This window comes from Rhizobium esperanzae (assembly GCF_014197615.1).
Lineage (GTDB): Bacteria > Pseudomonadota > Alphaproteobacteria > Rhizobiales > Rhizobiaceae > Rhizobium > Rhizobium esperanzae_A.
In genome coordinates this window covers 1-26,045 of the sequence record NZ_JACIFY010000014.1, presented here as the reverse complement: position 1 = coordinate 26,045, position 26,045 = coordinate 1, and the positions used below count along the sequence as shown (strand labels likewise).

The window sequence follows — 26,045 nt, the reverse complement described above, 5'->3', positions numbered from 1 at the left end:
CCTCCCTACGTTCCTGTTCGAGACGGTGGTTGAAGATAGGTTTCATAAATCCGCTCGCTGTCGCCAAAAGCGGCCACCGTCCCGTTACGCATGATGGCAATCTTGTTGGTGACCGGCAGGATCCCCATCCGGTGGGTTATGACAACGACGATCATCCCCCTGGATTTCATGCGCTCGATTGCCGCAAACAGCATGCGTTCGCCCTCATAATCCAAGCTCGAATTCGGATCGTCGAGAACGATAAGAGACGGATTTCCATAGGCAGCCCGTGCCAGTCCCAGCTGTTGGCGCTGCGCCCGAAGGAGCAGGTTTCCACCGTCACCGATATCGGTCTCGTAGCCCTGCGGCAGCCGCATGATCGCCTCGTGCAACCCAACCAGCTTGGCCGCGTCGATCGCTTTGCCGGGATCGCCTCCGTCCAGCCGGCCGATCACATCCTTGATTGCGCCGCCGAAGAGCTCGATGTCCTGTGGCAGATACCCGACATGGCGGGTCCCGCCGCACAGACGCAGAGCCGAGATATCGACCCCACCGAGGAGAGCATATCCGCTCGTTGCCGGTACGACGCCTGCTATGACGCGACCAAGCGTCGATTTTCCCGATCCCGACGGACCAATGAGTGCTACGCAATCGCCTGGCGCGAGGCGCAATGTGATATCGGTCAATATCGGCCGATCGGCGAATGGCTTGAAATAGCTGACGTTATCGAGAAGGAGGCCATTGGTCTCCGGCAGGGGCACCATTCGCGCATCGCAGTCCGATGCGACTGTTATCAGCATTCTGTTCAGGCGATGGAAGGCATTGCGCGCAAACAGAAAGGAGCGCCATGCACCTATTGCGCCCTCGATCGGTGCGAGCCCGCGCCCGAGCAGCAGGCTGGCAACGAAGATGATTCCGGGACTGCCGCTGTTTGCGAGCACCAGCCATGTCGCGGATCCCATCATGAAGATCTGTGCAAGCGTGCGGATCGATTTGGAGAAACCAAGAATGATCTCGGTGCGATGCATGGCAATGTCTTGCGCCCTTCTTGCCATTTCCGCGTCGCGATAGACGATCAGCGCTGCGCCGTCCTGCATGCCCATTGCCCTGATGACCTCGATGTTCTTGAGGGCGGTCGCAAATCGCAGATAGCTCCTCGAAAGGGCAAGATTGGCGTGGGCAAGCGGTTCTCGGGTCGCCAGTTCCGTCATGAACGCAAACAGCAGAAGTGCAAGGGCGCTCAGAAGGCCGATGGTCCCAAGCAGCGGATGAACGAGAAAGAGCAGGAGCAGGAATATCGGCGCCCAGGGAACGTCAAAAAAAAGCGAGCTGGCCGGTGAATCGAGGAATTGGCGCAATGCCGCCAGATCCCTGTAGCATTCCGTGGCAGCTCCCGTATCGGCGCGGGCGGCATATTCGAACGAGGCGGTGAGCACCATGGGGCGTAGCCTGTGGTCCAGCCAACTGCCGATGCGCGAAAGAGCTGCCCTGCGCACGATATCCAGCGTGGACCCGACCACAACGGCAATGGCGATGATCATCGTCAGCATCACGAGCGTGTCGACGCTTCGGCTCGACATGACCCTGTCATAGATCTGCAGGAGATAGATGGACGGCGCCAGAAGAAAGAGATTGTAGCCGCAACTATAGAGGAAGACCAAGCCGAAGGCTCCGGCACAAGCGCGCAGCGCAACAACAAGCTGTGTCGGCGGGCGCGGTGGCTTTATGGAAATCGTTGTCATTATCAGATCTCGCTGCACTTGATACTGACAAGAAGAGGCTGCCGGCTGGTCGAGTGATCCCTGAGGGTCGCCAGCCGAAGCCGGCGACCCTCATAGGCCTGAATGCATCAGCCAAGATGGCTGACATCGATATGGCCGAAGGCGTTTATGAAGTGATCGAGAGAATTGTTCACCGTCGTCGTTTCGGGATCCGAGTGAACCAGAGCCGACGAGATATCGCCCCCCAGAGCGTTGTTTCCGTTGCCGCCGTTGCCGCCGACGCCTGCCAGGATGTTGGCATGCTGATCGGCCACGAGCTGAGTGTATTGCGTGGCGGTCGTCGCCGCAGCCACCGAAGCCGTGTCATGCCCGCTCGTGTTGCCTTGATCGCCGTTGGAGTGGGCGTTTCCGCCAGCGCCGCCGGCGCCGCTGGTCAGCGAAGCCAGGAAGCCGTTCTGGGCCTGGCTCAAGCCACCGGCTCCACCACCGCCGGCGTCCCAATCTGCCGTCTGCCAAACGTGATCGCCGTTGTGCAGATGGGTGGATGCGCCATCGACCGTTTGCACGGGCGTGACATAGGCAACCGGATTGTAGTTGATGTTCCCATCATTATGGCCATCACCGCCGTTGCCGGCATTCGCGTCACCCGCATTCGGGTGGTTGAGGTGAATCGTGTCGGATATTTGTGGAATAGGCATTGATGTCACTCCTTTTACTTCGTTTCATCCGCGTTCGTTTTACGGTGTCCCCCTACGGCGTGCATTCCAGCATTTTCACCGCAGCCAATACAACCGCGGCCGAATATTGCCTGCGATTTAATCTCTAGCCTATCTAGATATTCGGAGACATTCCTTCGGATGTATACTTGGAGTTCCGGAGTGTTGCTTGGATTAGCGTTTGATGATTTGGCGTAGGTCGCATGGTCATGATTATGTCTTCGAACCTCGTCGAAGCGATGCCAGGGCCCCTAATCCAAAGGGGGATCGGTGCTCGCAAACTCGCACAACGGCCGTTGCGGTGATGACATCCAAATGGCTACGGAACTAGCCAACAGGATGTAGACGAATTGCAGGCTCTGCTTTTCCTGCGTTCAGATGCACAATGCCGGAACTATTCAGGCTGCACAGTGCCGCATGGTCGGCGGACGCGCGGTCGACCGCGAATGGAGACGGTAATGGCGGAAACTCGTCCCTTATTGGAAGACCAGCCCAAGACGGGCACCGATCAACACCTCGCCCCCAATGTGGCCGCAGGGCATCTGGCGCTGGTGCCGACCTGGCTTCCATTGGATGTCGCTTCCGGTCCGAGCCATAATTCAGCCGGCAGCGGTGGTGACGGGATCAGCGAAGGCGTGATCAGCAGCAATGCGTTGGCGGTCTTCATGCCGTCCAATGCCGCTATTGCCGGACCTCATTCGGGTGCCGACGCTTTCCAGGGCAACGATGCGCTCATCAATCAGCATCCCACCGAAATGGCTGGCATAGGCGGGAATGGCGGAAGCGGCAATGTTGCCAGCGGCGACGGCGCCAGCCATGCCGGCACAGGCGGGAATGGGACCTTCTACGGTGGGATGGTCAGCACCGAAGTCGCGCTGTTTGCCCCCGTCAATACTGCCGTGGCTGCAGGCCCCGGCGCGCAGGCTCACGCGGATCAATCAAACAACGCACTGTTCCTGCAGGGCGCAACCCAGATGGGCGGCATGGGCGGTTCGGGCGGAGACCATAACGTCGCAAGCCATGGCCAGTCGATGAGCCCGGGAACTGCGCTCACCTTGACTGGCGACTTTTATGCAGGCCACGGCGGCGATGGATATTTCGTCGGCAGCATGGTCGACGTGAGCATAGCCATCTTCTCACCGATCAACATCGCCATCGGCGCCGCAGGCGGCTCCGCGGAGGCTCATCAGACAAACAATGTCATTTTCGACCAGGGCACCGTGCAGATCGCAGGCATCGGCGGCAATGGCGGTGGCTTCAACCTGTCCTCAGACACGATTTTTACCGGCAACCACGCCGGCGGCGGTGGCGGCGTCGGATCGTCAACCGGCAGCATGGTCGACGTCAATTTCGGTTATTTCCATCCCATCAACATTGCCGTCCCCGCCGGCGGAACGGCGGACGCCCAACAGACCGATCATGTTCTCTATGATCAGCATGCGCTTCAGTTGGCCGGCATCGCAGGCCATGGCGGAGACGGCAACCTCACGGATGCCCATTCGGCCCTCGTCGACGACATTCTGAGCTTCATGCATAGCTGAAGCGCGTCACTTCAAACGTGATTGAAGCGACGTGCCTTGACTATTTGTCCTTATGCATGTCGTTATCCCCGAACCCCTGCATATTGCCGGACGACATGCATTGGAGCGCCGTGCAGACGCACAAAGAACGCTCTAACATCTTTAATCCTCGCATCGTGCTTTCCGAATCGATTCCGATTTTCGGGCCGATGCGCTAGCGGATAAATCCCATTTGCATTGCAGAGGTCCAATTGCACGTTCTTCGTGCCATTTTTCAAACCATATGTTGAACCACGTCTCCGCCAGGCATCGGTCGGTGCGGGCGCAGTAGCGTCCGAAAACCATGCCAACTGGTATTAATGCGTCGATGGGCTGAAGTTTTTCAGTAATCATAACGGGTAGTCTGCAATCTCCTGCTTCTTTTGCTTTTCACGATTATCGTTTTGCTGTCGAAGTCTGCGGATTCCCTGAATTGAAAGATGGAAACGCAGCTGAGCCGAACGCCATCCCGTTATACTAAACATCTCTTTCTCAATAGCTCCGTGGCGGATCGATTGTCTTTTCAGTGCCTTTGGAAGATTTGCTGACCCGCTTGCCGTACGTTAATTTGGCGATGGTTGAAAAATATACAGCGACAAGTCGAAATGGAGCGTGCTCATGAACAAGCTCTGAAATGTGCTCTGCAGGCCCAGTTATCTATCGATGAAATCTTATAGACTATAATAATTATCATGAGAGATCCCGATTATTGATATCGAGAATATATTCTTTTTTTGTCATGACATGAGACGACAACAGGAATACTATGAAAAACTGTTGGGTTGCAAATATTCTGGGGAGCACGCAGGTGTCCAACAGTGCTAGAACTGCGCGCCGTACCGGGCGCAATGCACCAACTGTTATCGTTATCGAGCATTCCACACTGGCGCGTACGACCGTGGTGAAGCTTCTTGAGGGTGAACTCGCCGGGTGGAATTTTATCGATATGATCTCGATCGAGAGTCTCGATAGAGCTCTTGGAACCGAGGTGCGTTTGGTTGCATTGGATCTGGCCGGCAGAGGTGTCGAGAGCATCAGCCTGCGTGATGACCTCGCGGCAATTGCCACGCGTTTTCCTGAGGCTCCCATTACGTTGCTCTCGGACACGGATGACGTCAACATAGCCCGTCAGGCCCTCAAGATGGGTATACGCGGCTTTTTCTCGACTTCACTGCCCATTGATATCGCCCTTGCCGGCCTTCGTCTCGTTCTGGCGGGAGGAACATTCTATCCGCAGCTGTTGGGAGCTGTTGCAAATGGCTTGAACGAGCCTGGCCCGGCCAGAACCGAGGCCGAAAGGAGCTTGGATGATAGAACGCAGTATCTGGCGATTGCCGATTTCACCCCCCGGGAGGCGGATGTCCTCGCAGAGTTGCAATCCGGCTGCTCGAATAAGGTCATTGCAGGAAAACTCAATTTGTCAGGGCATACGGTGAAAATGCATTTGCAACATATAATGCGTAAGTTGCAGGCGCAGAACCGCACGGAAGTGGTTGCCCGTTTAATTCAAAGAGCCGCCGGCGGGCAGGACGCCTCGCCGAGCCAGGATCCTGGATTGCTCTAAAGCGCGGCGCGATCTTTCAGATTCGCTCCTCGCGCTTTTAGTCTTTGTTTTTATCCCATGCCTTTATCGTAAAGACCGCTGCACACTTTCGCGCGACGATGACAGCATCGCCGCGACCGGCAGGCGGATGAAGCGCGAAGTGTAGCGCAGCGGGCGCTGATTCCCGATCTCTCGACGAAGATGTTCATTTCGGGCTTGCCTGTTTGCACACGCCTGTCGAACTTCGCTCGCCACACTAAGTTCCCCAAATGGACGGGGCAAAAATACCGTGATGCGGGATCCTCGAATCGAAGAAGCGTTTTCGCGAGGGTATCCGGCGGCGAACTTGACGGCTTCGCCGCGTGCCAACCTCACAATCTAGGATCCCGGTCGCCGCTTGTCCTGCATTCTTTTGCCTCGCCCGGAAGCTTGGTCAAGGTGCAGTCGGGACGATGGAACCGAACGATGGATATGACGCGCATCCGAGATCACATGGTGGAGCACCACGTTACGCGTCGTGGCATTCGCGATCGAGGTGTCACCGAGGCGATGCGCACGGTGCCGCGCGAAAAATTCGTCTCTCCGGGCTGTGAGGAGTTCGCCTATGAGGATACACCGCTGTCGATCGGCGAGGGCCAGACGATTTCGCAGCCGTTTATTGTAGCCCTGATGCTCGAAAAGGCCCGCCTGGATGCGGGTGACAAGGTGCTGGAGGTCGGAACGGGATCCGGCTACACCTCAGCCCTTATGAGCCGTATAGCAAGGCGGGTCTATTCCATCGAGCGCCATGAGAGGCTGGCGCTTCAGGCCAAGGAAAGGTTCGAGAAGCTCGGATATCATAACATTGACGTTCGCGTGGGCGATGGCAGCAAGGGCTGGCCGGAAGCCGCCCCATTCGACGCCATTATCGTTTCTGCAAGCGCACCCGCAGTGCCGTCCGCCTTGAAGGCGCAATTGGACCTCGGAGGGCGGCTCGTCATCCCGGTCGGCCGCAGCGAGCAGCGGCTGAAACGCGTCACGCGCACCGGCGCCGCCGCGTTCGAGGAGGAGGATCTCGGCGGGGTTCTCTTCGTTCCCCTGATCGGCGAAGACGCCTGGACTGCCGCACATCCGATGTACACGGCGACGGCCCCGCCATCGCCGGAAACTTCTGCGTCCGGCCCAGGCTCTCCGCGAAATGCAGAGGGAGAGGGCATGGAAAAAATACAGCTGCCCGGAGGCGTGCTCGATCATACCGCATTCCAGCGACGCTTCTGGGCAATTCAACGCATTGCCTGGATCATCTTCACGCTTCTTCTCGTGGCCTGTCTGCTGGGCTTGCTTGGAAGAGGCGGTCCGTTTTCACGGCAAACCATCGCGTTTCCTGAAGGCGCCGTGGACTTTCCCGTCCTCTCCCGCTGGAAGGCCCCGGAGATTATGACGGTGAACTTCGCGCCGTCATCCGAAGACCGGGTCTTCACGATCGATGCCGCCTTTCTTCAGAGCTTTTCGATAGAGGGCGTCGACCCGCCTGAGAAGGCGACTTTCGTGCGCCAGGGCCGGATAGGCTACGTATTCCCAGGCAATCCGGCAGGGTCGACGCAGATCGTATTCCGTCTGCAGACGCAACTCTCCGGCCTTTGCCGCACCACCATCGGCATCGACGCGGAGACACGCGCGCAATCCACGTTCATTTTCCCATGAGGGCGGCGCCATGGATGCCGTTTTACGCGGACTGGCGATCTATTTCTCGCTGTTCCCGATCATCCGCCTCTCAGGAAGACGGACGCCCGCCCAGATGACGCCGTTCGACCTGGTCATCGTAGTCGATCTCTTCAAGCGGTATAGCGACGAAGGGGACAATCCCGGGCTGAAGGCATGGGCCGCAAGCACACGCCCTGTCCTGGAACATCATCTCCAGATGGCCAAAGACCTCAACAAAATAGGCTTGGGTGCGAGGAGAACGCGTTCAGAAGGACAGGTCGAGCACCCTGCCCTCGAACAGACGGTCGCGTGAGCCTTCGAGATGCGCCTTCATCAGCCTTTGCGCATCGTCGGCCCGGCCATCGGCGATCGCCTTGTAGATGGCGTTATGCTCTTCATAGACCTGTTCCAGCCCCTGGCGCGGGCCGAGCAGGGAGAGGCCATGGAGATGCATGCCGACGGCGATATGGGCTTTCAGCGCATCGATCGAGGCCGTGTAATAATGATTGTTGGCAGCCTCCGTCACCGCGCGGTGGAAGATGAAATCGGCATCGGTGCGGTGAAGCTGATGGCTGGTCGCTTCGCGCAAATCGGCAAGGGCGCTGGCGATCTTCTGGATCGCCTGCTCATTGCGGCGTTTGGCGGCAAAATAGGCGGCGGCCGGCTCGATGGTCAGGCGGAATTCGTAGCAGCGCTGAATGTCGGCGATCGTCTTAACAGGCGAATAGGCAAGCTGCGTCGTCGGCGATCCATGCGCGCTGACGAAGGTGCCGGCGCCCTGCCGGGCATAGACCATGCCCTGATCGCGCAGGCGGGCCAGTGCATCACGGACGATCGGCCGGGAAACACCCAGCATCGAGGCAAGTTCATGTTCGCCGGGAAGGCGTGAATCCGGCGGATAATTTCCGCCGCGAATCCGCTCGAGCAGCTGGTCGAAGACGCGATCGACCAGCTTGACGGCCTTGCCGCGTTCGGGCTTGCCCGCCGGGCCGGCTTCCGCGTTCAAAGATTCGCCATTCACTTCAACCACGTCATTCTCCCCGACGGTATTGTACTATGCCGCCTGATTCCGAGAAACCAGTCTTAGCAAACTATCGGGATGGCCGAAGCCCCCCGACTTGACAGCACACCGAAATTGCCGCCCGTCGCCGGCCATAACATCGAACCATGGAATACCGGCCTCGATCTCGCCCTTCGGCGCCAGCACCCTGATGCCCAGCGCCTGAAACACGGCAAGGGCAGTATCGCCACCACCGACCATCAGCATATCGGGCCTCGTATCATCGATGACCGCTTTGACGCCTGCCGCGAAGCGGCTGGCGACGAGGCCCGCGTCAGCCGTCATGTCGCCGGTGCAGCGCAGCAGGACCGGCAGTGCCAGCCCCTCCCCGCATCCGATCTCGCCGATCGGAGCATCCACCACCATGCGCAGGGCGCCCGAGGCTTCGAGCCGGTTCATCTGGACGACGGTGATCGGGTCGCGAGAGCCGAAGGCAAACAGCGTCCGCGGGCTTGCTGCAAATTCCAGGACGGGCTGCCCCGCTTCGCCAAGCCGGCGGGCAAATGCCGCGCCGAGGCCGCGCGCACCGACCGCAAGGGTCCTCATCCAGTCGTGACCGTCGACGATCTGGTCGAGGTCAAGATCGTCCTCCGCATCGGCAACGACAACATTATCGCCATCGCGCCCGAACAGGTCGGCGATCGGCAATGGCTTCGGAACCCCGCGCCCGACGACGCAGCCCCGGTAGGTCACGCGCTCCTGATCGGGAATGGCGGGCGCCACCAGGATGGTTTTCAGGCCGAGCGCCTCGGCGAGCGCCAGGCTTTCCGCCGCGACATTGCCCTTCAGCCGGGAATCAATCTTCTTCATCACCACCGACGGCTTCTCGCCGCGAAGCACCTCCGTCGCCGCACGGACCGTTTCGACGGCTTCGCGTTTGCCAAACGCGCGCGAGGCGGTGTTGACGACGACGACATCGCAGCCGGTTGCGATCGCATCCTGTGCCGCCCCGACGTCGACGGCGACCGCAACCGAAAGGCCCGCCGCAACGAAGGGCGTACCGGTATCGAGTGCGCCCGTCAGATCGTCGGCGATAATGGCGGCCTTCAGCGTCATGCGATCTGCTCTGTATTGACAGCGTGGCAGGCAACGAGATGGCCGGGTCTCGCTTCCTTCCAGGCGGGAATAACCTTGCTGCAGACGTCCATGGCGATCGGGCAGCGCGTGTGGAAACGGCAGCCCGACGGCGGGTTCAGCGGGCTCGGCACGTCGCCCTGCAGGATCTGGCGCTGGCGGGTGCGCTCGTGCTCCGGATCCGTCTCCGGGACGGCCGAGAGCAGCGCCCTGGTATAGGGGTGCAGCGGATTGTCGAACAGCTCCTCACGGGCGGCCAGTTCGGCGAGCCGCCCGAGATACATGACGCCGACACGGGTGCTGATATGGCGCACCACCGCCAGGTCATGAGCGATGAACAGATAGGTCAGCCCGTATTTCTCCTGCAGATCGAGCAGCAGGTTGATGATCTGCGCCTGGATCGATACGTCGAGTGCGGAGATCGCCTCGTCGCAGACGATGAATTTCGGCTGGCAGGCGAGAGCCCGGGCGATGACGACGCGCTGACGCTGGCCGCCGGAAAGCTCGTGCGGGTAACGCTGGGCAAATCGGGTCGGCAGGCCGACATCGGTGAGCAGCGTCGCCACCCTCTCCTTCAGCTCGGCCTTGGTGCAGAGCTTGTGGAACAGGATCGGCTCGCCAATCGCCTCGCCCACCGTCATGCGCGGATTGAGCGTCGAATAGGGGTCCTGGAAGACGATCTGCAGGTCGCGGCGGAAAGGCCGCATCTGCTTTTCATCGAGCGTCGCGAGATCCTGGCCCTTGTAGACGACCTTGCCGCTGGTTGCCTTATAGAGGTTGAGAATGGTGAAACCGGTCGTCGATTTGCCGCAGCCGGATTCGCCGACGAGGCTCAGCGTCTCGCCTTCCATGATGTCGAGATTGACATTGTCGAGCGCATAGACGGTCGCTGAGCGCTCGCCGAAGGCGCCGAGCTTGACGTGGAAATGCTTGACCAGGTTCTCGACCTTGAGCAGCGGTTGAACCTCCATCACGCGGCCTCCTGCATTCTCTGGGCGACGAAACAGGCCGTGCGGTGATTGCCGCTGCCGCCAAGCGGTTCGAGCCGTGGCACCTTCTCGTGACAGACCGCCTCGGCGAGCGGGCAGCGCGGCGCGAACGGGCAGCCCTTCGGCCGGCGCCCGGGCTCCGGCGGCGTACCGCCGATCGAACTCAGCCGGCTTGCCGGCGGATCGGATAGTTTCGGGATCGAGGAGAGCAGGCCGCGCGTATAGGGATGGCTCGGGCGGGCATAGAGCTCGTCGACCGGCGCGTCCTCGACCACCGTGCCGGCATAGAGCACGGCGACGCGATCGACGAGGCCGGCGATCAGCGCCAGGTCATGGGTGATCCAGACGACGGACATGCCGAGCTTGGCTCTGAGATCCTTCACCAGGTCGACGATCTGGGCCTGAATGGTGACGTCAAGCGCCGTCGTCGGTTCATCGGCGATCAGGAGCTTCGGATTGCAGGCAAGGCCGATGGCAATCATCACGCGCTGGCGCATGCCGCCCGATAGTTCATGCGGAAAAGCCTGCAGCCGCTCTTCCGGGCCGGGAATGCCGACGAGGCGCAGCAGTTCGACGGCGCGGGCGCGGGCTTGCGCCTTCTTCATGCCGCGGTGGTAGATCAGCGGCTCGCAGATCTGGTCGCCGACACGCATGACGGGATTGAGCGAGGTCATCGGATCCTGGAAGACGAAGCCGATATCGCCGCCGCGCACCTTGCGCAGCTCGGCATTCGACATCGTCTGCAGATCGCGGCCGTCGAAGGTCGCCGTGCCCTTGGCGACCTTGATCTTGTTGGGCAAGAGCCGCATCAGGCTCAGCATGGTGAGGCTCTTGCCGCAGCCGGATTCGCCGACGACACCGAGGGTCTCACCCCTGTCGACATGCAGATCGATGCCGTCGACGACGACGGCGGGGCCGTTGCGGCCGTCGATCTCGACGGTGAGGCCTCTGACATCGAGCAGGCGTTCTTTGCTTTGCGTGTCCATCATTTGCTGCCCCGCGGATTGAGCGCGTCGTTGAGGCCGTCGCCGAGGAAGCTGAAGGCAACCGAGGCCAGGCCGAGCACGGCCGCCGGAGCGGCGAGAAGATGCGGATAATGCTGCCAGACACGAAGCCCGTCCGAGATCATGTTGCCCCAGCTCGGCGTCGGCGGATTAACCCCGACACCCAAGAAGCTGAAGGCGCTTTCCAGCACCATCGCCGTGCCGAGACCGGCGCTGACCGAGACGATCAGCGGACCAAGCGCATTCGGCACGACATAACGCTTGATGATGACCCAGTTCGAAAGGCCGAGCGCCTGGGCGGCGGTGATATAGGGGCGGCTGCGGATCGACAGCACCTGGGCGCGCACGAGACGGGCGTATGGCGGCCAGGAGATCAGCGCCATCGAGCCGAAGACAAGGATGAAGTCCACCCATATGGTCTGGCGGTAGAAGGGATTGAGGGTCTCGAGATAACGAGCCTCCATCCATCGGGTGATCGGCGATTTCAGCGAAGCGTTGATAACGACGACGAGCAGCAAGTTCGGAACCGACATCGTCACATCGGTCAGCCACATGATGGCCCGGTCGAACGGATTACCAAAGAAACCGGCAACGGCGCCGAGCGTCAGGCCGATCAGCACCGCGAAAAAGGTGACGATGACGGCGACGAGAAAGGCAGTCCGCGTGCCGAAGACCACCCGGCTGAAGACATCGCGGCCGAGATCGTCGGTTCCGAAGAGGTGGCTCATCGACGGCAGCGCGTTGCGGGCGTTGAGATCCTGGCTCAAATAGTCATAGGGCGTGAGGTAAGGACCGAAGACCGCCGTGAAAGCGAGGATCAGCACGACGACGAGACCGAAGATGGCAAGCTTGTTGCGCTTCAGCCGATACCAGGCATCACGCCACAGGCTGACCGGCTGTTCCTCGACGGCTTCGGTGGTGGAAAGAGGGATTGCGGACATGGTCAGCGGCTCCGTCTTGAATCATTGGCACGCGGGTCGAGCAGCGGATAGAGCACGTCGACCAGCAGGTTCGACACCATCACCAGGAACGACCCGATCAGCGTGATGGCCAGGATGACCGGATAATCGGAATTGATCAGCGCCTGCACCGTCAGCCGGCCGAGGCCCGGCAGGCCGAACACCAGCTCGACGAAGATCGCGCCGTTGACGATGGTGATCATGATCAGGCCGAGCTGCGTCACGACAGGCGTCAGCACCGGCCGCAGGATGTGGCGCAACGCCACGACGATCTCAGGCACGCCCTTGGCGCGGGCGGTCCGGACGAAATCCTCCGACAGCACCTCGATGACGGCCGCACGGGTCTGGCGCACGATCAAAGCGATCGGCTGGAATGAAAGCACGAGCAGCGGCAAGAGGATGCGGAGATCGAGGATGCCGCCCCAGCCATAGGGCACGCTCGCGCCAGGCAGCAGCACGATGAGGCCGACCATCAGCAGCGGCCCGGCGACATAGGCCGGGATCGCCCAGAGGAAGAGCGCGGAGCCCAGAATGGCATAATCGAGCCGCGAATTCTGGTTCAGCGCGGCGATCATGCCGAGCGGGATCGCGACGACGGCCGTCAGAATGATGGAACAGAGGGCAAGCTGAAAGGAGACGGGGGCAGCAGCCGAGACCATCGCCCAGACGGCGCGGCCCGAAGTCAGCGAATTGCCGAACTGACCGTGCAGCAGATTCCAGATGTAAAGGCCGAACTGCTCGATGAAAGGTCTGTTGAGGCCCGCACTTTCGCGGATCGCCTCGATGCGCTGCGGATTATAGGCGACGTCGCCCGGCGCGCGCAGGAAGATCAGCTTGATCGGATCGCCGGCGCCGTAGAAGGCCAGCGCGTAGACGGCCAGCATCACCACCAGAACGGACGGAATCCAGATGGCGAACCGGGTTAGCACGTAGCGCAGCAAGGCCACCTCCCACCTGTTGTCGACGCGGTCCCTCCTCAAGCCAGGCAGATCGCATCTCTTCTTCTTGAAATTTGCGCGAAGACCTTGCGGCCTTCGCGCAGCCATTGCCAGGAATGATAGTTCCAAATCAGCCGATCGAAATGTTCCAGGGTTCGACGATCTGCCAGTCGAGGTTCTTGTCCAGACCCTTGACCTCCTTGGTGGCCCAGCGCGACATCGCCTGAGAGTACCACGGAATGAAGGCCCAATCGTCGCGGAACGCCTTCTGGGCCTGCTGGGCGAGCGCGATGCGCTGCGGATCATCCGCAGCTTTGCTCGTCGCCTCGGCAAGCGCGCTGTCGACCTTGTCGTTCTTGTATCCGCCGAGCTTGTTCTGCGCATTCGACGAGGTCGATGCGATGCTGCCCGCCAGATACGACACGGCATCGGGGACACGGGTGCCAACATCGTCGCGGAAAATCTGGACCGAGTTCTGGTCCGGGCCGGCATAGGCGTCCTGCTGCGGCTTCATGTCGACGGCTGTTATGCCGAGATTCTGGCGCCACTGCTCGGCGATGAACTGGGCGGCAGCCTGAATGGCCGGTCCCGAGATACCGACGAACAGGATCTTCGGCAGCCGCTCAGGCCCGCCGTAGCTGGATTCGGCCAGCAGCTTCTTTGCGGCTGCCGGATCGTAGGGGTAAGGCTCGAAGCCGGAATTTTCGGCGCCTGGAACCGCGTTGAGAATCTGATCGGCCTTCTTGTGCGGCCCGTCGGGATAAGACGCCTTGAACAGGCCGTCACGGTCGACCGCCATGATCAGCGCCTGGCGCACCTTCGGATCGTCCATCGGCGCGCGGGAGATGTTAAACCAGAAGTGCTGGCTGGTCGGGATCAGCGGGCCGGCCGAGAATTCCGGACCGAGATCCTGGATGATCGTCGAGGTGACGAGCTCGGTATGGGCGTTGAACTCTCCGGATTTGATCAGCGATGTCGCCGTCACATTGTCCTCGATCGAGGTGACTTCGATGCGGGCGAGCTTCGGCTTCGGCCCGAAGAAATTCTCGTTCGGCTCGAAGGTGAGCTTGCCGGCGTCGATATCGAGGCTCGTCAGCTTGAAGGGACCGGAGAAGACCGGCTTGCTGTCCGGCTTGTACCAGTCGATGATCTCCTCGCCGTCGCTGCCGCGCGACTGCGACGCCTTGGTGATCGGCGCGATGTGGTTTGCCAGGCGCATGAAAAAGATCGGATCGGCGGCGGCCAGCGTCACGACGACGGTGCCCTCGTCGGGTGTTGCGACACCCGTCAGCTCGTTGCCGGAGCCGGCAGCGATTTCGGCATAACCCTTGACCTTGCTCAGCACCTGATCGGCGCGCTGGCTCTTGGTATTCGGCATCGAGGCGACTTCCCACGATCCCTTGACGTCGGCCGAAGTGATCTTGCTGCCATCGGAGAAGACGGCCTTCGGGTCGATCTTGAAGGTCCAGACGGTGTTGTCGGCCGATTCCCAGCTGGTGAAGACGTAAGGCTTGATATTGCCCTGGCTGTCGAAATACATCGGCGACGCCCACCAAATCGAATTCCAGCGGAACGTTCTGCCGCCGCCGCGCAGCGGCGACCAATCCTGGTCGAAGGCCGGATGTGCGACCTTCAGCACCTGGCCTTCATCGGCCATAACAATGCGGGCATTCATCCCGAATACAGTCAGGCCGACACCGGCCGCAAGCCCGAGCTTCAGCGCATTGCGGCGCGATAGATTGGTTTTATCCGATTGATCAAAAGACATGGCATTCCCTCCCACGGTGAATTCGGCAGCGTTCTCCCTGCGCCTCCCGGGCGCAGCACAATCCGTTCCGTATCGTTCTCTCGTTATTGTAAATATGTCAACAAAAAATCGCTGTTTTCGCTCCAACAAAATTCATACTTAAAAATATCACAGCAATAACAGATAGATAATTTTTCAACCCCACAGGAAAGCATTTTGTCTTCTTGACAAAAGCGCGGCGATGGAAAAGTTCTTAGCACCCCATCGCAAACAGACGACGACAATCGGATGCGCAACCGGACGGTTCGACCGCGGATCGGCAAGACAGGACGCGCCGAAGGAGGACAGGATGAGCCATCACAGGATCACAGGCGTCTTCAGCGCGGCCGCCACCCCGCTGACGGCTGACAATACCCCGGATTTCGCCCTTTTCACCGATCATTGCCGACAATTGCTGGCCGAGGGATGCCACGGCGTGGCATTGCTCGGCACCACGGGCGAGGCCAATTCCTTCTCCGGCGCCGAGCGTCGCGCCATTCTGGAAGCGGCTGTGAAGGCCGGCATTCCCGCCGACAGGCTTCTGCCGGGCACCGGCGTCGTCGCCATTCCCGAGACCGTGGAACTGACCCGGCACGCGCTGTCGCTCGGCGTCACCAAGGTGGTGATGCTGCCGCCCTTCTATTACAAGGGTGTATCCGACGACGGCCTCTTCGCCGCCTATTCGCAGGTGCTGGAAAAGGTCGCCGATACGCGCCTGCAGGTCATCCTCTATCATATTCCGCAGGTCTCGGGCGTGCCGCTGTCCGTTCCGCTGATCGGCCGGCTGATTGCCGCCTTCCCGGAAACGGTGGTCGGCATCAAGGAATCTGCCGGCGATTTCAATAACATGCAGGCGATCATCGCCGCCTACCCCGGCTTTTCGGTGCTGGCTGGCGCCGATCCCCTGCTGCTTCCACTGCTGCAGGCCGGCGGCGCAGGCTGCATCACCGCCACTTCCAATATCGTGGCGGATTCGCTCCGCACCGTCTACGACCATGTCCATGACGCGGCGCGCGCCGGCGAAGTCGAAGCGGCGCAGGCGCGTATCAACGCCTATCGCACACTGTCCAACTCTTACGTCCAGATCCCGACCATCAAGGCAATGGTCGGGCTGAAGACCGGCAATCCCGCCTGGAAGCGCACGCGCGCGCCTTTGCTGCCGCTCGGCGAGGCGGATTATGCCGCACTCGCCGAAAGCTACGCCAAGCTGCCTTGAGGAGATCCGCCATGAGTTTTACCGGCCTGCCTTCGGAAGCCGTGCCCGCCCTGATGACCGGGATCATTAGCCCTCATCCCGCCGTCGACGGCCGTGCGGATGCCTATCTGCCCTCGCCCTGCATCCAGAACCATGCAGCCAATCTCGCCTTTCTGCCCGATGGCACGCTGAGCTGCGTCTGGTTCGGCGGCACGATGGAAGGCATGGGCGATATTTCGATTTACATGTCGCGGCTGACACCGGGCGCGACGCGCTGGTCCGAGCCGGAGAAGATGAGCGACGATCCGGACAAATCCGAGCAAAATCCGTTGATTTTCAATGCTCCGGACGGAAAGATATGGCTGCTCTATACCTCGCAGACCTCGGGCAATCAGGACGGTTCCGTTGTCAAATGCCGGATATCGGATGATGGCGGCAAAAGCTTCGGCCCGGTGCAGATCCTCTGCGACAGCCCCGGCACCTTCGTTCGCCAGCAGATCGTCGTCAACGGCAGGGGCGACTGGCTGTTGCCGGTCTTCCGCTGTGTCGGCCTCAACGGCCAGCGCTGGAGCGGCGACGCCGATACCGCAGCGGTGCTGATGTCGCGCGACGGCGGCGCGAGCTGGCAGATGCGCGATATTCCGGACAGCATCGGCGCCGTGCACATGAACATCCTGCCGCTCGGCGGCAGCGAGATGATCGCCTTCTACCGCAACCGCTTCGCCGAGAGCATTCTTTCCAGCCGATCGTCCGATGGCGGCGAGACGTGGAGCGTGCCCGAACCCACCGAACTGCCGAACAACAACTCCTCGATCCAGGCAACGATCCTGAATGATGGAGCAATCGCAATGGTTTACAACCATTCGAATGCCGGCATGTCGGATGCGCGGCGCCAGTCTCTCTATGACGAAATCGAAGGTGACGAGGCGGGAGAAACCGCCATTGCCGCCGATATCGGCCATAAAGCGATCTGGGGCGTTCCGCGGGCGCCGCTCAGCCTTGCGATCTCCAGGGATGGCGGCAAGAGCTTTCCGCACCGCATCGATCTCGATACCGGCAACGGCTTCTGCCTCAGCAACAATTCGAAGGACTCGCTGAACCGCGAATTCTCCTATCCCTCGATCATCCCGGGCCGCGACGGCGTGCTCCATATCGCCTATACCTACTACCGGCGCGCCATCAAATATGTGCGCCTTGCCCCACAATCGCTGCCCTGATCGAAGCGGCAGACGGAAGTTTGTAAACCTGCATCCGATCGTGCGCGAAAGGATGCAGGACCACCGCCGTTGGGCCGGTTCAATGGTGATGAAATTGACAAGAGACGCCGACGGGCAGATGGCGGCCGCTTCTTCGCGCCCGAAAAGTATTCCCGTCGCTAAAAATCATTTAGCGTTTTGATATTATTGTAAATAACTGCACGATAGCGCCGATTTTGAAGTCGTGTCAGGCCCATGCCGGGCGATAAAAATTTCCGCGCCATGGAATGCCGGCTTGACATTGACATTACAACTTTACAATAAAGAAGGCGACACTAATTGCCGCAAGATCTTGCAGGGAGGACTGGTTCATGGCCAGCTTGGATTCGCCGATCACGATCGTTCGGCCGCATCTGATCGAATTCGGCATCGGCACTGCGGGAAAGCTTGGCGCATGGGCTGCCGGAAAGGACTATCGACGCACGCTTGTCATCTCCGATGCTTTCAACGCTTCGCGCATCGACGTGCTGGAGCTGAAGGGCGAGGTGACGGTTTTCTCCGAAGTGACGCCCGAGCCGGATACCGCCAATCTCGATAAAGTGCTGGCGGCGGCGAACGCGGCCGAAGCAGAACTGATCGTCGGCTTCGGCGGCGGCAGCGCCATGGACCTGGCAAAACTTGCCGCCGTTCTTGCCGGCTCCGCCCAGACGCTGCGTGAGGTCGTCGGCCCGAACAAGGTGCACGGGCCGCGCAAGGCAGCACTCGCCCAGGTGCCGACGACTTCGGGCACCGGCAGCGAGGCGGGCATCCGCGCGCTGGTCACCGATCCCCAGACGATGGCCAAGCTTGCCGTCGAAAGCCTGCATATGCTGGCCGACATCGCCGTTATCGATCCGGCGCTCACCTTCACGGTGCCGGCGCGCACGACGGCCGCCACCGGCGTCGACGCGATGGCTCACTGCGTCGAGGCCTTCACCAACCGCAAGGCCCATCCGATGGTCGACATCTATGCGATCGAGGGAACGCGGCTGGTCGGCAAATATCTCGCCCGCGCCGTCAAGGACGGCAGCGACGCCGAGGCCCGCGCCGGCCTGTCGCTCGCCTCGCTTTACGGCGGCTTCTGCCTCGGCCCGGTCAATACCGCCGGCGGCCATGCGCTCGCCTATCCGCTCGGTACGCGCTGGCATGTGGCGCATGGCGCGGCGAATGCGCTGATCTTCCCACATGTGCTGGCCTTCAACACGCCGTCGGCCCCGGAAAAGACGACGGCGGTGATGCAGGCGCTCGGGCGTCAAACGTCGGGAAATACGGCATCCGTCTTCGATGCGGCTTATGCTTTCTGCGCCGAACTCGGCATCGAGATGAAGCTGTCCGCGCTCGGCGTGCCGGAAAACGATCTCGACGCCATGGCCGACGACGCCTTTGCCATCCGCCGCCTGCTCGACAACAATCCGCGTGATCTCACGCGCGCCGACATTCGCTCGATTTACGCAGCCGCCTTTTAGAGTTTGATGCCGAAACGCGTGAGCGGTTTCGGATGACATCATGCTCCGGATTTAAAGCAAGACGGTTTTCAGAAGGGACTTGACGATGGACAGGAATGCGAAAGTCGCGGTGACGCTCGGTGATCCCTCTGGCGTCGGTCCCGAGGTGATCGTCAAGGCCTTGGCGGCGCTTCCGAGCGAGGAGCGCCGCGATTTCGTCATTGTCGGCAATGCCGAAGCGCTGGAACGCGCCGACCGCGTCAGCGGTACCGGGCTGAAATTCGGGCCTGCCGATGCCGGCGGCGATGGCAGGATCGCCGTCGACGAAGTCCCGCTTGGCGCCGCCCTGCCCGAGATCGGCAAGGTCAGCCCCGTCGCCGGCGACGCCTCGGTGCGCTATATCACCCGCGCCGTCGATCTTGCCATGTCGGGTCAGGCCGATGTCATCGTCACCGCGCCGATCAACAAGGAGGCGATGAACCTCGCCGGCCATCACCATGACGGCCATACCGGGCTTCTTGCCCATCTCACCGGCTCGAAGAGCTCCTTCATGCTGCTTGCCTCCGAGCGGCTGAACACCATCCATGTCTCCACCCATATCTCGCTGAAGGGGGCGATCGAACGCGCCAGGACCGAGCGGGTGCTGGCGACTATCGAAGCCGGCCACCGGCACTTCCTGCGCCTCGGCAAGACCGCACGCATCGCCGTTGCCGGCCTCAATCCGCATTGCGGCGAAAACGGCCTGTTCGGCACCGAGGACATGGAATTCCTGGCGCCCGCCGTCGAACAGGCACAGGCCAGGGGTATCAACGTCGTCGGGCCGATCTCGGCCGATACAGTGTTCGCCCGCGCCTATAACGGCGCCTTCGATCTGGTCATTGCCCAATATCACGACCAGGGTCATATCCCGATCAAGCTCGTCGCCTTCGAGACGGCGGTCAACGTCTCGCTCGGCCTGCCGATCGACCGCGTCTCGGTCGATCACGGCACCGCTTTCGACATTGCCGGCACCGGCAAAGCCAACCACGTCAACATGCTGTCGGCCATCGCCTATGCCCGGCTGATGGCCCGCTCGCCACGGCAGAGGGTGTGATCAGAAGAGATCTGTTGACGTCGTCGATCACCTGCTCAAGGCACTGAAGCAGCGCACTTTTTCGCCGGCGGGAAGGGCCTCTCGGCCATACGGCACAAGCGTAATCCGGTGCTGTCGAGAACCTGCTGCCTGGCCCGCATGGTCCGCTCCTACGCCCTGCCTGCCATAGAAAACGTCGCCCTATGGCACGAGCGCGATATCTCCCACTCCCTCGGTCGAACGCATGATCGGCCCAGACGCCACGCTCACCTTCGATTTCGCCCTCTCGCGGCTGGCCGACGTCATCGAAAAGCTGCTGGTCTATCCTGAGAACATGGAGAAGAACCTCAACAAACTCCGCGGCCGGCGCTTCCCGCGAAGACGCCTACTGCAGCCTGCCGCGCAAAATGATATGAATTGTTTGGCCGACTATTGACACTTCATGACAATTAGAAATTCTCAGCAAGAAGTTGCATTTATTCGGGGCGTGGGGCAGTTTTGATGGTCCGTAAAGCGAATTCCTCATATGGCTAGAACTCTTTTTAGGATTCTGCATCTCAATTTGAGGGTAGGCACTGGTGTTCGCGTTCTCGACGCCGATGGACGGCAAAATCAGCCGATCGAGCAAATTCGTCTTTACTGAATGGGATTCTTCGGCGACCAGTGACCTTGAGGCCGTATGTCTTCGACAGCTACTTAATCATCACCACGGTGATAATTTTCAATCTAATTGTCAGCAGTCGGTAAATTTTTCGTTCTTAGAGCAATTAAATAAAAAGTAAAATTCGGCGGGGCGGCATGAGATTGATTCCTGGTAAGAAAACGCTATGGGCGATATTTATATATTTAGTTATTTCAAATATTTTCGTATTTTACTTCATATATTCTGTTTCGTCGTTTGATAGGGCGTTTTCTTTTCCGTCTAAAGGAAACGAGCTTGAATACATAAAGTCCTGGATAATTTTCACGCTTATCCTGAATGCTTATGTTCTGTTGCCGATATTAATATATCAGATTGCCTTTATATTGGTAAATATCAATAAGAATTCCCGCTGAACTAATAAATCACAACATTGCCGGAGATAGTTATGGGCCTGGATTCCGAGCGCTGCAGCAATATAATGAAGGATATTCAAGTAACATTTTGATTCAATTCATTCGACATAGGCAACACGAGCTGGCGGTGCCGGCCGGCTACGGTGAAGGCGTTGCCGATGCCATCGTGGCGGCAGGCGAGAAACACGGCATCTCAGCCTATGGTGTCGAAGCGCTCGGCGTTATGCGCATCGAAAAGGGCCACGTCACCCATGCCGAGATCAACGGAATTGGCCAAAGCCGGCTTTACCAACAGTTCGATCCGCAAGGCCGGCTTCCGCCAATGGTTCGTCGCCGGCAACGAGCCGCTTTCCCCCGCCAGCCGTGCCGCTCTTGCGGCAGCACTCGCGGGAAAAGCCTTCGTCATGGACCAGAGCCACGGTCACGTCCGCATCGGCATATCAGGACGATCTTCGCGCGTGCTTCTTTCAAAGGGCACCGCCGTCGATCTCGATCCCGCCGTCTTCCCGGAAGGCAGTTCGGCGATGACCATGATCGGCCACATCTCCGTCCAGATCGTCCGCGCCGGCGATGACAGCTTCGAACTTACCGTCCTACGCAGTTTTGCGGAAAGCCTCTGGGATGAGCTTAGGCATATGGCGGCGAGCGCTGAGAAGGACGGTGGCGCGTGAGGGCCGTGCCGGCATGAAGATCGACGATTGAGCGAGATTAGCTGGAAGGTTCAACTTTCCGGCAGAAACTAAATTTGGGCCGGGAAGATCGAGTTCACGGATCACTGGCAAAACCCTGCCGTTTCGGCGAAGGTCCGAGGAGAACTGGGGCGAAACCTGCTACGCAGAAACAAAAGCTGCAGGCATCACGGTCGGCTTCATGGGCTCGTCCGGCAAAGATCTGACCGGCTACGTTGACGGCCTCGTTGTCGGCGACACGATTGCGACGTGGCGCGTCGATGGACGCCTGCCTTATTCTTTGATCGGTGGCTCAAATGCTTACTTCGGGTGGACTGAATTTAGCGCGAAGGAACTGCTGAACAGGCGGTCCATGGCCGCGAAATTGCCATCACTGCCTCCGATGGCAAGCAGGTCGTTGTCAGCCTGAAGGGCGCTGCCGAGGCGGTTCCATTTTCAATGCATGCTTTGCCAACGCGGCACAGGCTTCCACAAGCAGTTCGTCAGCTTCGCCCGTTCCCAAAACCTTTCAGTCGTCCCTGCTCCAGGTCGATGGTAAAAAGTGATCAACGGTGCTTGCTCTTTTGGGGGCCGTACGGAGAAAGAGCTAGCGATTTCGTCATGGAGGCTGACGGCTATTTAGCTTTGCTGTCCAACGAGAGCGGGACAGCAGCCACCGGCTATTGGAACGGTGAGCGCAACGCCATGCACACAGTGATCTTGGTGAAAGAAAAACGGAAATTGCTGGACGGGTTCAAAGGCTTGAGCGCGAATCCATGCATCTCCATCTTCTTAAGCAAGCGTGGGAGTGATCGAGTGGCTCTAAAAAGATGTATATTGTAGGCCTGCCGCGCAAAATAACCTGAATTGTTTGGCCGACTATTGACACTTTATGAAAAGTAGAATTATTCAGCAGGAAGTTGCATTTATTCGGGGTGGGATCGTAGGGGGCAGTTCTGATGGTCGGTAAAGCGGTTCCTCGTATGCATAGGACCCTTTGTTTTTACACTACTATCGCGGCCAAATGATCGTAGTGGGAGTAAAACGGCAAATACTGACAGACTTGTGACGGAGTTATAGGAGAAAGATGTACTTGACGTTGACAACTTTGAGTCGTCGATTCGTGGTGAACACAATACTATCAGTCTCATTATCTATGGGGATACTGCAATGCTCCTCTGTAATCGCGCTTGCAGATCAAGGTAAATCTCCGCCTCGAAACGATGAACTTAAAAAAATGCTCGATAGCGGGCGATGCGATCAAGTCTGGCAAGAAGTTTGGAAAGTAGCTCGTACAGGAAACTCTGAAACACTCGCGTCAATAGCGCTTTTGCTTATAGCTTATCGAGGGCTTGTGCCGCCATCTTATTTTTCGCTCAGTAAAAGCGCTGTCGCAGAATACTCAGTCAACAATTTCGTTGCACTTATATTGTACGGGCGCAATGACGAAGATGCTAGTCAGATGTTGCGCAGATCCGGAATACTTGACGATGACCAAATGAATTCAGTCAGCGCTGATGACATAAAGCATATCCGCGAAGTGAACAAATGCTTCAAGTCAAAAGAAAACACTCTCGATTTATGCTTCGATAAAGCGATAAAATTAAAGATAATTCCTTCTTTTGAGCAGTACATTGCCTTAATGGATCGTGCACCTAGGCCCGCATTCTGTCTTCCAGGAAAAAATGGTCCATAATATACAATATGGATATTAAATTAAATATAAACACAGAGGAAGATAGATGTCAGGTAGAAATTTAACGGTAAACGAGATCGAATTGGCACGAAGCATTTTTGGTTCTCTGATCGATTACTCGACCGTGAAGGTTTATAATGAGAATTGGCGAATGTTGGGATTATTTGATCTTGGCATTGATCGGCCTCATGCGCCTAACGGAAGCATCTATTTTCCGACGGTAAAGGGGCAGGTAGCTTCCGATCGGTACTCAAAGGATTTTGCGTTAGAAAAAGATCCGGAGCTGCGCGCTACCTTCATCCATGAAATGGCGCATGTTTGGCAACATCAGCGCGGCATAAACCTTCCTATAAGAATTGCGGAAGAAGCCAAAAAGTATGGAAAGGAAGAAGCCTATAATTACGACAATATATTTTCGGGAAAATTTTACCCTAATCTACCCAGTGACCAGCGATATTTAAAGCTTCCCCTTGAGGCTCAGGCTCATTTTCTCGAAAATTTATACCAGATACTCGATCACGTGGCAGGCGGAGGAACTTCGTCGAGACTCGATCAATTTCGAAGCGTTGCGCCCCCTCAAATACTTCAAAATTGGAACTCGGCGTTCAACTACGGCGGTGAGCTAGACCAGCGGCAAGGCGGGGCTTCACCTCTTCAATATGCGCCTTCAGGTCCTAGCGAATCACGAGACCCGTTTTCATCGATTTTAAACAGCCCGAGCACACCCACCCCACAGGCGCCTGATCTTCCTATTGACCCCATCAATTTTAACCCCTTAACCGCCCCCTCGCCACTGACGTCCGTAACTCCACTTAAACCTGCATCGTTGTCGGATTTTCGGAACGACTGGGATGCCTCTTACTCTGGCGAAGCAGGGCAATACTCCGCATCGTCTGGTCGGGGCGGATCGGGCGACATCTATGGCGGCTCATCGTGGGGAGGATCTTCTTCTGGCCAATCCTCTGGAGGCGGTAGTGCGTCTGGGGGCGGCGCTGGCTCGTCCTCTGGTGGATCGTCCACGGGGGGCGGCCGGCGATCAGGAGGTTTTGCATCCACTCCTCAGTATGGTCCAACGCCTAGTTCCCGCCCAAGCGATTATTCGAACTGGAACGGGCCAGATGAGGGCGTTCGAGCAAATAATGCCAGCTCAGTGCGAGGATCCGGCAGCGGCGGCAAAGGCGGCAGCAGAGGAGTGGTTGATCCGAACGGGCCGGGCAACTCGAAGGGGCCCAAGGGAACCAACAACGGAACAAATCCCAACAAGGGGAATAATCCCGGAAACCTCCGCGATGCCCTTGGATCAGGTGCATATTATCCCGTCCTCCTAGATATTTCAGGCGACGGGCTTAAAATCGAATCTATCGATTCTTCCTCTCGATTCATCGATCTCGAAGGTAACGGCTATCAGTCTCGAACAGCGTGGGTGGCCCAAGGCACCGGCGTTCTCGTGCTTGACGCCGATGGCGATGGCAAGATCAGCCGTTCGAGCGAGTTTGTCTTTACCGAGTGGGATTCCTCGGCCGCCAGTGACCTTGAGGCGCTAAAGCATGTCTTCGACACGAACGGCAACGGCAAGCTGGACGCAGGCGATGCTCAATGGTCGAAGTTCCGCGTAGAGGTCAACGGCCAGCTTGTAACGCTCGACAGCCTCGGCATCACTTCGATCGACCTGACGCCGAAGGGCAGTGGCCAGACCTTTAATGACGGCTCTGCCATTACGGGTACAACGACATTCACCCGAGCCGACGGCACGACGGGAACTGTTGGGGACGCGCAATTAGTTGCTAATAATTCCGCCTACATTGTTCGGACGACCAGCACGACGAAAGCCGACAGCTCGATCGAGAAGACGATCCTTGCCTACAATAAGGACGGCAGTCTGGCCTTCCGCAACGTCGTGACCACAAGTGCTGATGGAAAAAGCGTTCAGACGCAGTTCGACGACGACGGCAACGGCACCTTCGACCGCTCGCAGACAAATATGCTGACCGCCGATGCATCAGGCCTGCAGACGAAGACTGTGTCCAACTTCAATGCCGACGGGTCGCTTTCCGACCGTACCACGACAGTCACAAGCGCCGATCATCTGACGGTGACGACCACGCTCGATCAGGACGGTGATGGCATTGCCGACCAACGGCAGACTTTCGTCAAAAGCGCCGATGGTTCGACCACCACGACCACGCAACAACTCAGCGTTAATGGTACGGTCCTTTTCGGGACAGCTGTCAATGGCTCGGCCGACGGACTGACGAAGACGACCAGCCTCGATCGCGACGGCAACGGCGCTTATGACAACATCGTCACCGAGACAACGACGGTCGCTGCGGACGGCACTCGCAAGAAGACGACCAAAGAGACAAGCGCCAACGGCAAGAACCTCTCCATCGTCTACACAACAACCAGCGCTGATGGGCGCACCATCACCGTAGAGACGGACGCGGACGGCAACGGCCCGACCGAAACCAAAACCGTCACCACCTCCACCACGGCAGCCTCAGGCGACGTGACGCTGGACACGATCGTCTACAACACCAACGCGTCCTTCATTAAGCGCTCGAAATCCACCACAGTCACCACCGCCAACGGATTGTCGAAGACGACGACGAGCGACTTAAACGCCGACAACGTCATTGATTTCACCGATACCGATGTGACAGTGATCGA

The 26,045-nt window shown here is 58.9% G+C and carries 17 protein-coding genes and 6 pseudogenes; 14 read left to right on the top strand and 9 right to left on the bottom strand.

The window, feature by feature from the left end:
• Positions 1 to 5: 5 nt before the first annotated feature.
• Together GGD57_RS18775 and GGD57_RS18770 are read right to left on the bottom strand one after the other, a co-directional pair.
• The gene (locus GGD57_RS18775; protein ID WP_184471807.1) at positions 6 to 1,721 is read right to left on the bottom strand and encodes a type I secretion system permease/ATPase; all 1,716 of its coding nucleotides are present in this window, start codon (positions 1,719 to 1,721) and stop codon (positions 6 to 8) included.
• Positions 1,722 to 1,828: 107 nt separating this feature from the next.
• Positions 1,829 to 2,398, bottom strand: a complete 570-nt coding sequence (locus GGD57_RS18770; protein WP_184471806.1) for a PE-PGRS family protein — start codon at positions 2,396 to 2,398, stop codon at positions 1,829 to 1,831.
• Between the two features lie 476 nt (positions 2,399 to 2,874).
• Between GGD57_RS18770 and GGD57_RS18765 the strand changes: the two genes are divergently transcribed.
• From GGD57_RS18765 to GGD57_RS29270, 5 genes and pseudogenes are all read left to right on the top strand, one after another.
• On the top strand, positions 2,875 to 3,957 hold the full coding sequence (locus tag GGD57_RS18765; protein ID WP_184471805.1) for a hypothetical protein: 1,083 nt from the start codon (positions 2,875 to 2,877) through the stop codon (positions 3,955 to 3,957).
• Between the two features lie 784 nt (positions 3,958 to 4,741).
• The gene (locus GGD57_RS18760; protein ID WP_184471804.1) at positions 4,742 to 5,539 is read left to right on the top strand and encodes a response regulator transcription factor; all 798 of its coding nucleotides are present in this window, start codon (positions 4,742 to 4,744) and stop codon (positions 5,537 to 5,539) included.
• Between the two features lie 444 nt (positions 5,540 to 5,983).
• Positions 5,984 to 7,201, top strand: a complete 1,218-nt coding sequence (locus GGD57_RS18755; RefSeq protein ID WP_184471803.1) for a protein-L-isoaspartate(D-aspartate) O-methyltransferase — start codon at positions 5,984 to 5,986, stop codon at positions 7,199 to 7,201.
• Between the two features lie 10 nt (positions 7,202 to 7,211).
• A pseudogene (locus GGD57_RS29540) lies at positions 7,212 to 7,325 on the top strand (DUF421 domain-containing protein); the annotation flags it as partial.
• Positions 7,323 to 7,439: pseudogene (locus tag GGD57_RS29270) on the top strand (DUF4142 domain-containing protein); the annotation flags it as partial. The pseudogenes GGD57_RS29540 and GGD57_RS29270, both read left to right, overlap by 3 nt.
• Positions 7,440 to 7,466: 27 nt before the next feature.
• On the opposite strand, the gene GGD57_RS18745 reads toward GGD57_RS29270, so the two are convergent.
• The 7 genes from GGD57_RS18745 to GGD57_RS18715 form a co-directional block, all read right to left on the bottom strand.
• On the bottom strand, positions 7,467 to 8,231 hold the full coding sequence (locus GGD57_RS18745; RefSeq protein ID WP_085739132.1) for a FadR/GntR family transcriptional regulator: 765 nt from the start codon (positions 8,229 to 8,231) through the stop codon (positions 7,467 to 7,469).
• Between the two features lie 24 nt (positions 8,232 to 8,255).
• The gene (locus GGD57_RS18740) at positions 8,256 to 9,317 is read right to left on the bottom strand and encodes a four-carbon acid sugar kinase family protein (protein ID WP_184471802.1); all 1,062 of its coding nucleotides are present in this window, start codon (positions 9,315 to 9,317) and stop codon (positions 8,256 to 8,258) included.
• Positions 9,314 to 10,306: an ABC transporter ATP-binding protein gene (locus tag GGD57_RS18735; protein ID WP_184471939.1), complete on the bottom strand. Its 993-nt coding sequence runs from the start codon at positions 10,304 to 10,306 to the stop codon at positions 9,314 to 9,316. The genes GGD57_RS18740 and GGD57_RS18735 overlap by 4 nt, the downstream gene beginning before the upstream one ends.
• Positions 10,306 to 11,313, bottom strand: coding sequence for an ABC transporter ATP-binding protein (locus tag GGD57_RS18730; protein ID WP_184471801.1), 1,008 nt, complete (start codon positions 11,311 to 11,313; stop codon positions 10,306 to 10,308). Before GGD57_RS18730 ends, GGD57_RS18735 begins: the two co-directional genes overlap by 1 nt.
• Entirely contained in the window at positions 11,310 to 12,269 is a 960-nt protein-coding gene (locus GGD57_RS18725; RefSeq protein WP_184471800.1) for an ABC transporter permease, read from the bottom strand. The genes GGD57_RS18730 and GGD57_RS18725 overlap by 4 nt, the downstream gene beginning before the upstream one ends.
• A gap of 2 nt (positions 12,270 to 12,271) precedes the next feature.
• On the bottom strand, positions 12,272 to 13,228 hold the full coding sequence (locus tag GGD57_RS18720) for an ABC transporter permease (protein WP_184471799.1): 957 nt from the start codon (positions 13,226 to 13,228) through the stop codon (positions 12,272 to 12,274).
• A gap of 127 nt (positions 13,229 to 13,355) precedes the next feature.
• Entirely contained in the window at positions 13,356 to 14,993 is a 1,638-nt protein-coding gene (locus GGD57_RS18715; protein ID WP_184471798.1) for an ABC transporter substrate-binding protein, read from the bottom strand.
• A 328-nt stretch (positions 14,994 to 15,321) separates the two neighbouring features.
• Between GGD57_RS18715 and GGD57_RS18710 the strand changes: the two genes are divergently transcribed.
• The 9 genes and pseudogenes from GGD57_RS18710 to GGD57_RS29265 all read left to right on the top strand — a co-directional run.
• Positions 15,322 to 16,227, top strand: coding sequence for a dihydrodipicolinate synthase family protein (locus GGD57_RS18710; RefSeq protein WP_184471797.1), 906 nt, complete (start codon positions 15,322 to 15,324; stop codon positions 16,225 to 16,227).
• An 11-nt stretch (positions 16,228 to 16,238) separates the two neighbouring features.
• Positions 16,239 to 17,423, top strand: coding sequence for a sialidase family protein (locus GGD57_RS18705; RefSeq protein WP_184471796.1), 1,185 nt, complete (start codon positions 16,239 to 16,241; stop codon positions 17,421 to 17,423).
• A 350-nt stretch (positions 17,424 to 17,773) separates the two neighbouring features.
• A complete protein-coding gene (locus GGD57_RS18700; RefSeq protein WP_184471795.1) occupies positions 17,774 to 18,907 on the top strand; it encodes an iron-containing alcohol dehydrogenase in 1,134 nt (377 codons plus the stop codon).
• A gap of 85 nt (positions 18,908 to 18,992) precedes the next feature.
• Complete coding sequence (gene pdxA / locus GGD57_RS18695; RefSeq protein ID WP_184471794.1) at positions 18,993 to 19,979, top strand: 4-hydroxythreonine-4-phosphate dehydrogenase PdxA; 987 nt, start codon at positions 18,993 to 18,995, stop codon at positions 19,977 to 19,979.
• A gap of 45 nt (positions 19,980 to 20,024) precedes the next feature.
• Positions 20,025 to 20,349, top strand: a pseudogene (locus GGD57_RS18690) (adenylosuccinate lyase); the annotation flags it as partial.
• 780 nt (positions 20,350 to 21,129) lie between these two features.
• Positions 21,130 to 21,282 (top strand): annotated as a pseudogene (locus GGD57_RS18685) (hypothetical protein); the annotation flags it as partial.
• Positions 21,281 to 21,685, top strand: a pseudogene (locus GGD57_RS18680) (sarcosine oxidase subunit gamma); the annotation flags it as partial. The pseudogenes GGD57_RS18685 and GGD57_RS18680, both read left to right, overlap by 2 nt.
• A gap of 1,090 nt (positions 21,686 to 22,775) precedes the next feature.
• Complete coding sequence (locus GGD57_RS18675) at positions 22,776 to 23,378, top strand: hypothetical protein (RefSeq protein WP_184471793.1); 603 nt, start codon at positions 22,776 to 22,778, stop codon at positions 23,376 to 23,378.
• Between the two features lie 46 nt (positions 23,379 to 23,424).
• Positions 23,425 to 26,045 (top strand): annotated as a pseudogene (locus tag GGD57_RS29265) (hypothetical protein); the annotation flags it as partial.

Excerpts from the sequence above, each read along its gene's own strand:
- GGD57_RS18775 (WP_184471807.1), bottom strand. The coding sequence starts at position 1,721 with ATGACAACGATTTCCATAAAGCCACCGCGCCCGCCGACACAGCTTGTT.
- GGD57_RS18770 (WP_184471806.1), bottom strand. The coding sequence starts at position 2,398 with ATGCCTATTCCACAAATATCCGACACGATTCACCTCAACCACCCGAAT.
- GGD57_RS18765 (WP_184471805.1), top strand. The coding sequence starts at position 2,875 with ATGGCGGAAACTCGTCCCTTATTGGAAGACCAGCCCAAGACGGGCACC.
- GGD57_RS18760 (WP_184471804.1), top strand. The coding sequence starts at position 4,742 with ATGAAAAACTGTTGGGTTGCAAATATTCTGGGGAGCACGCAGGTGTCC.
- GGD57_RS18755 (WP_184471803.1), top strand. The coding sequence starts at position 5,984 with ATGGATATGACGCGCATCCGAGATCACATGGTGGAGCACCACGTTACG.
- GGD57_RS18740 (WP_184471802.1), bottom strand. The coding sequence starts at position 9,317 with ATGACGCTGAAGGCCGCCATTATCGCCGACGATCTGACGGGCGCACTC.
- GGD57_RS18735 (WP_184471939.1), bottom strand. The coding sequence starts at position 10,306 with ATGGAGGTTCAACCGCTGCTCAAGGTCGAGAACCTGGTCAAGCATTTC.
- GGD57_RS18730 (WP_184471801.1), bottom strand. The coding sequence starts at position 11,313 with ATGATGGACACGCAAAGCAAAGAACGCCTGCTCGATGTCAGAGGCCTC.
- GGD57_RS18725 (WP_184471800.1), bottom strand. The coding sequence starts at position 12,269 with ATGTCCGCAATCCCTCTTTCCACCACCGAAGCCGTCGAGGAACAGCCG.
- GGD57_RS18715 (WP_184471798.1), bottom strand. The coding sequence starts at position 14,993 with ATGTCTTTTGATCAATCGGATAAAACCAATCTATCGCGCCGCAATGCG.
- GGD57_RS18710 (WP_184471797.1), top strand. The coding sequence starts at position 15,322 with ATGAGCCATCACAGGATCACAGGCGTCTTCAGCGCGGCCGCCACCCCG.
- GGD57_RS18705 (WP_184471796.1), top strand. The coding sequence starts at position 16,239 with ATGAGTTTTACCGGCCTGCCTTCGGAAGCCGTGCCCGCCCTGATGACC.
- GGD57_RS18700 (WP_184471795.1), top strand. The coding sequence starts at position 17,774 with ATGGCCAGCTTGGATTCGCCGATCACGATCGTTCGGCCGCATCTGATC.
- pdxA (WP_184471794.1), top strand. The coding sequence starts at position 18,993 with ATGGACAGGAATGCGAAAGTCGCGGTGACGCTCGGTGATCCCTCTGGC.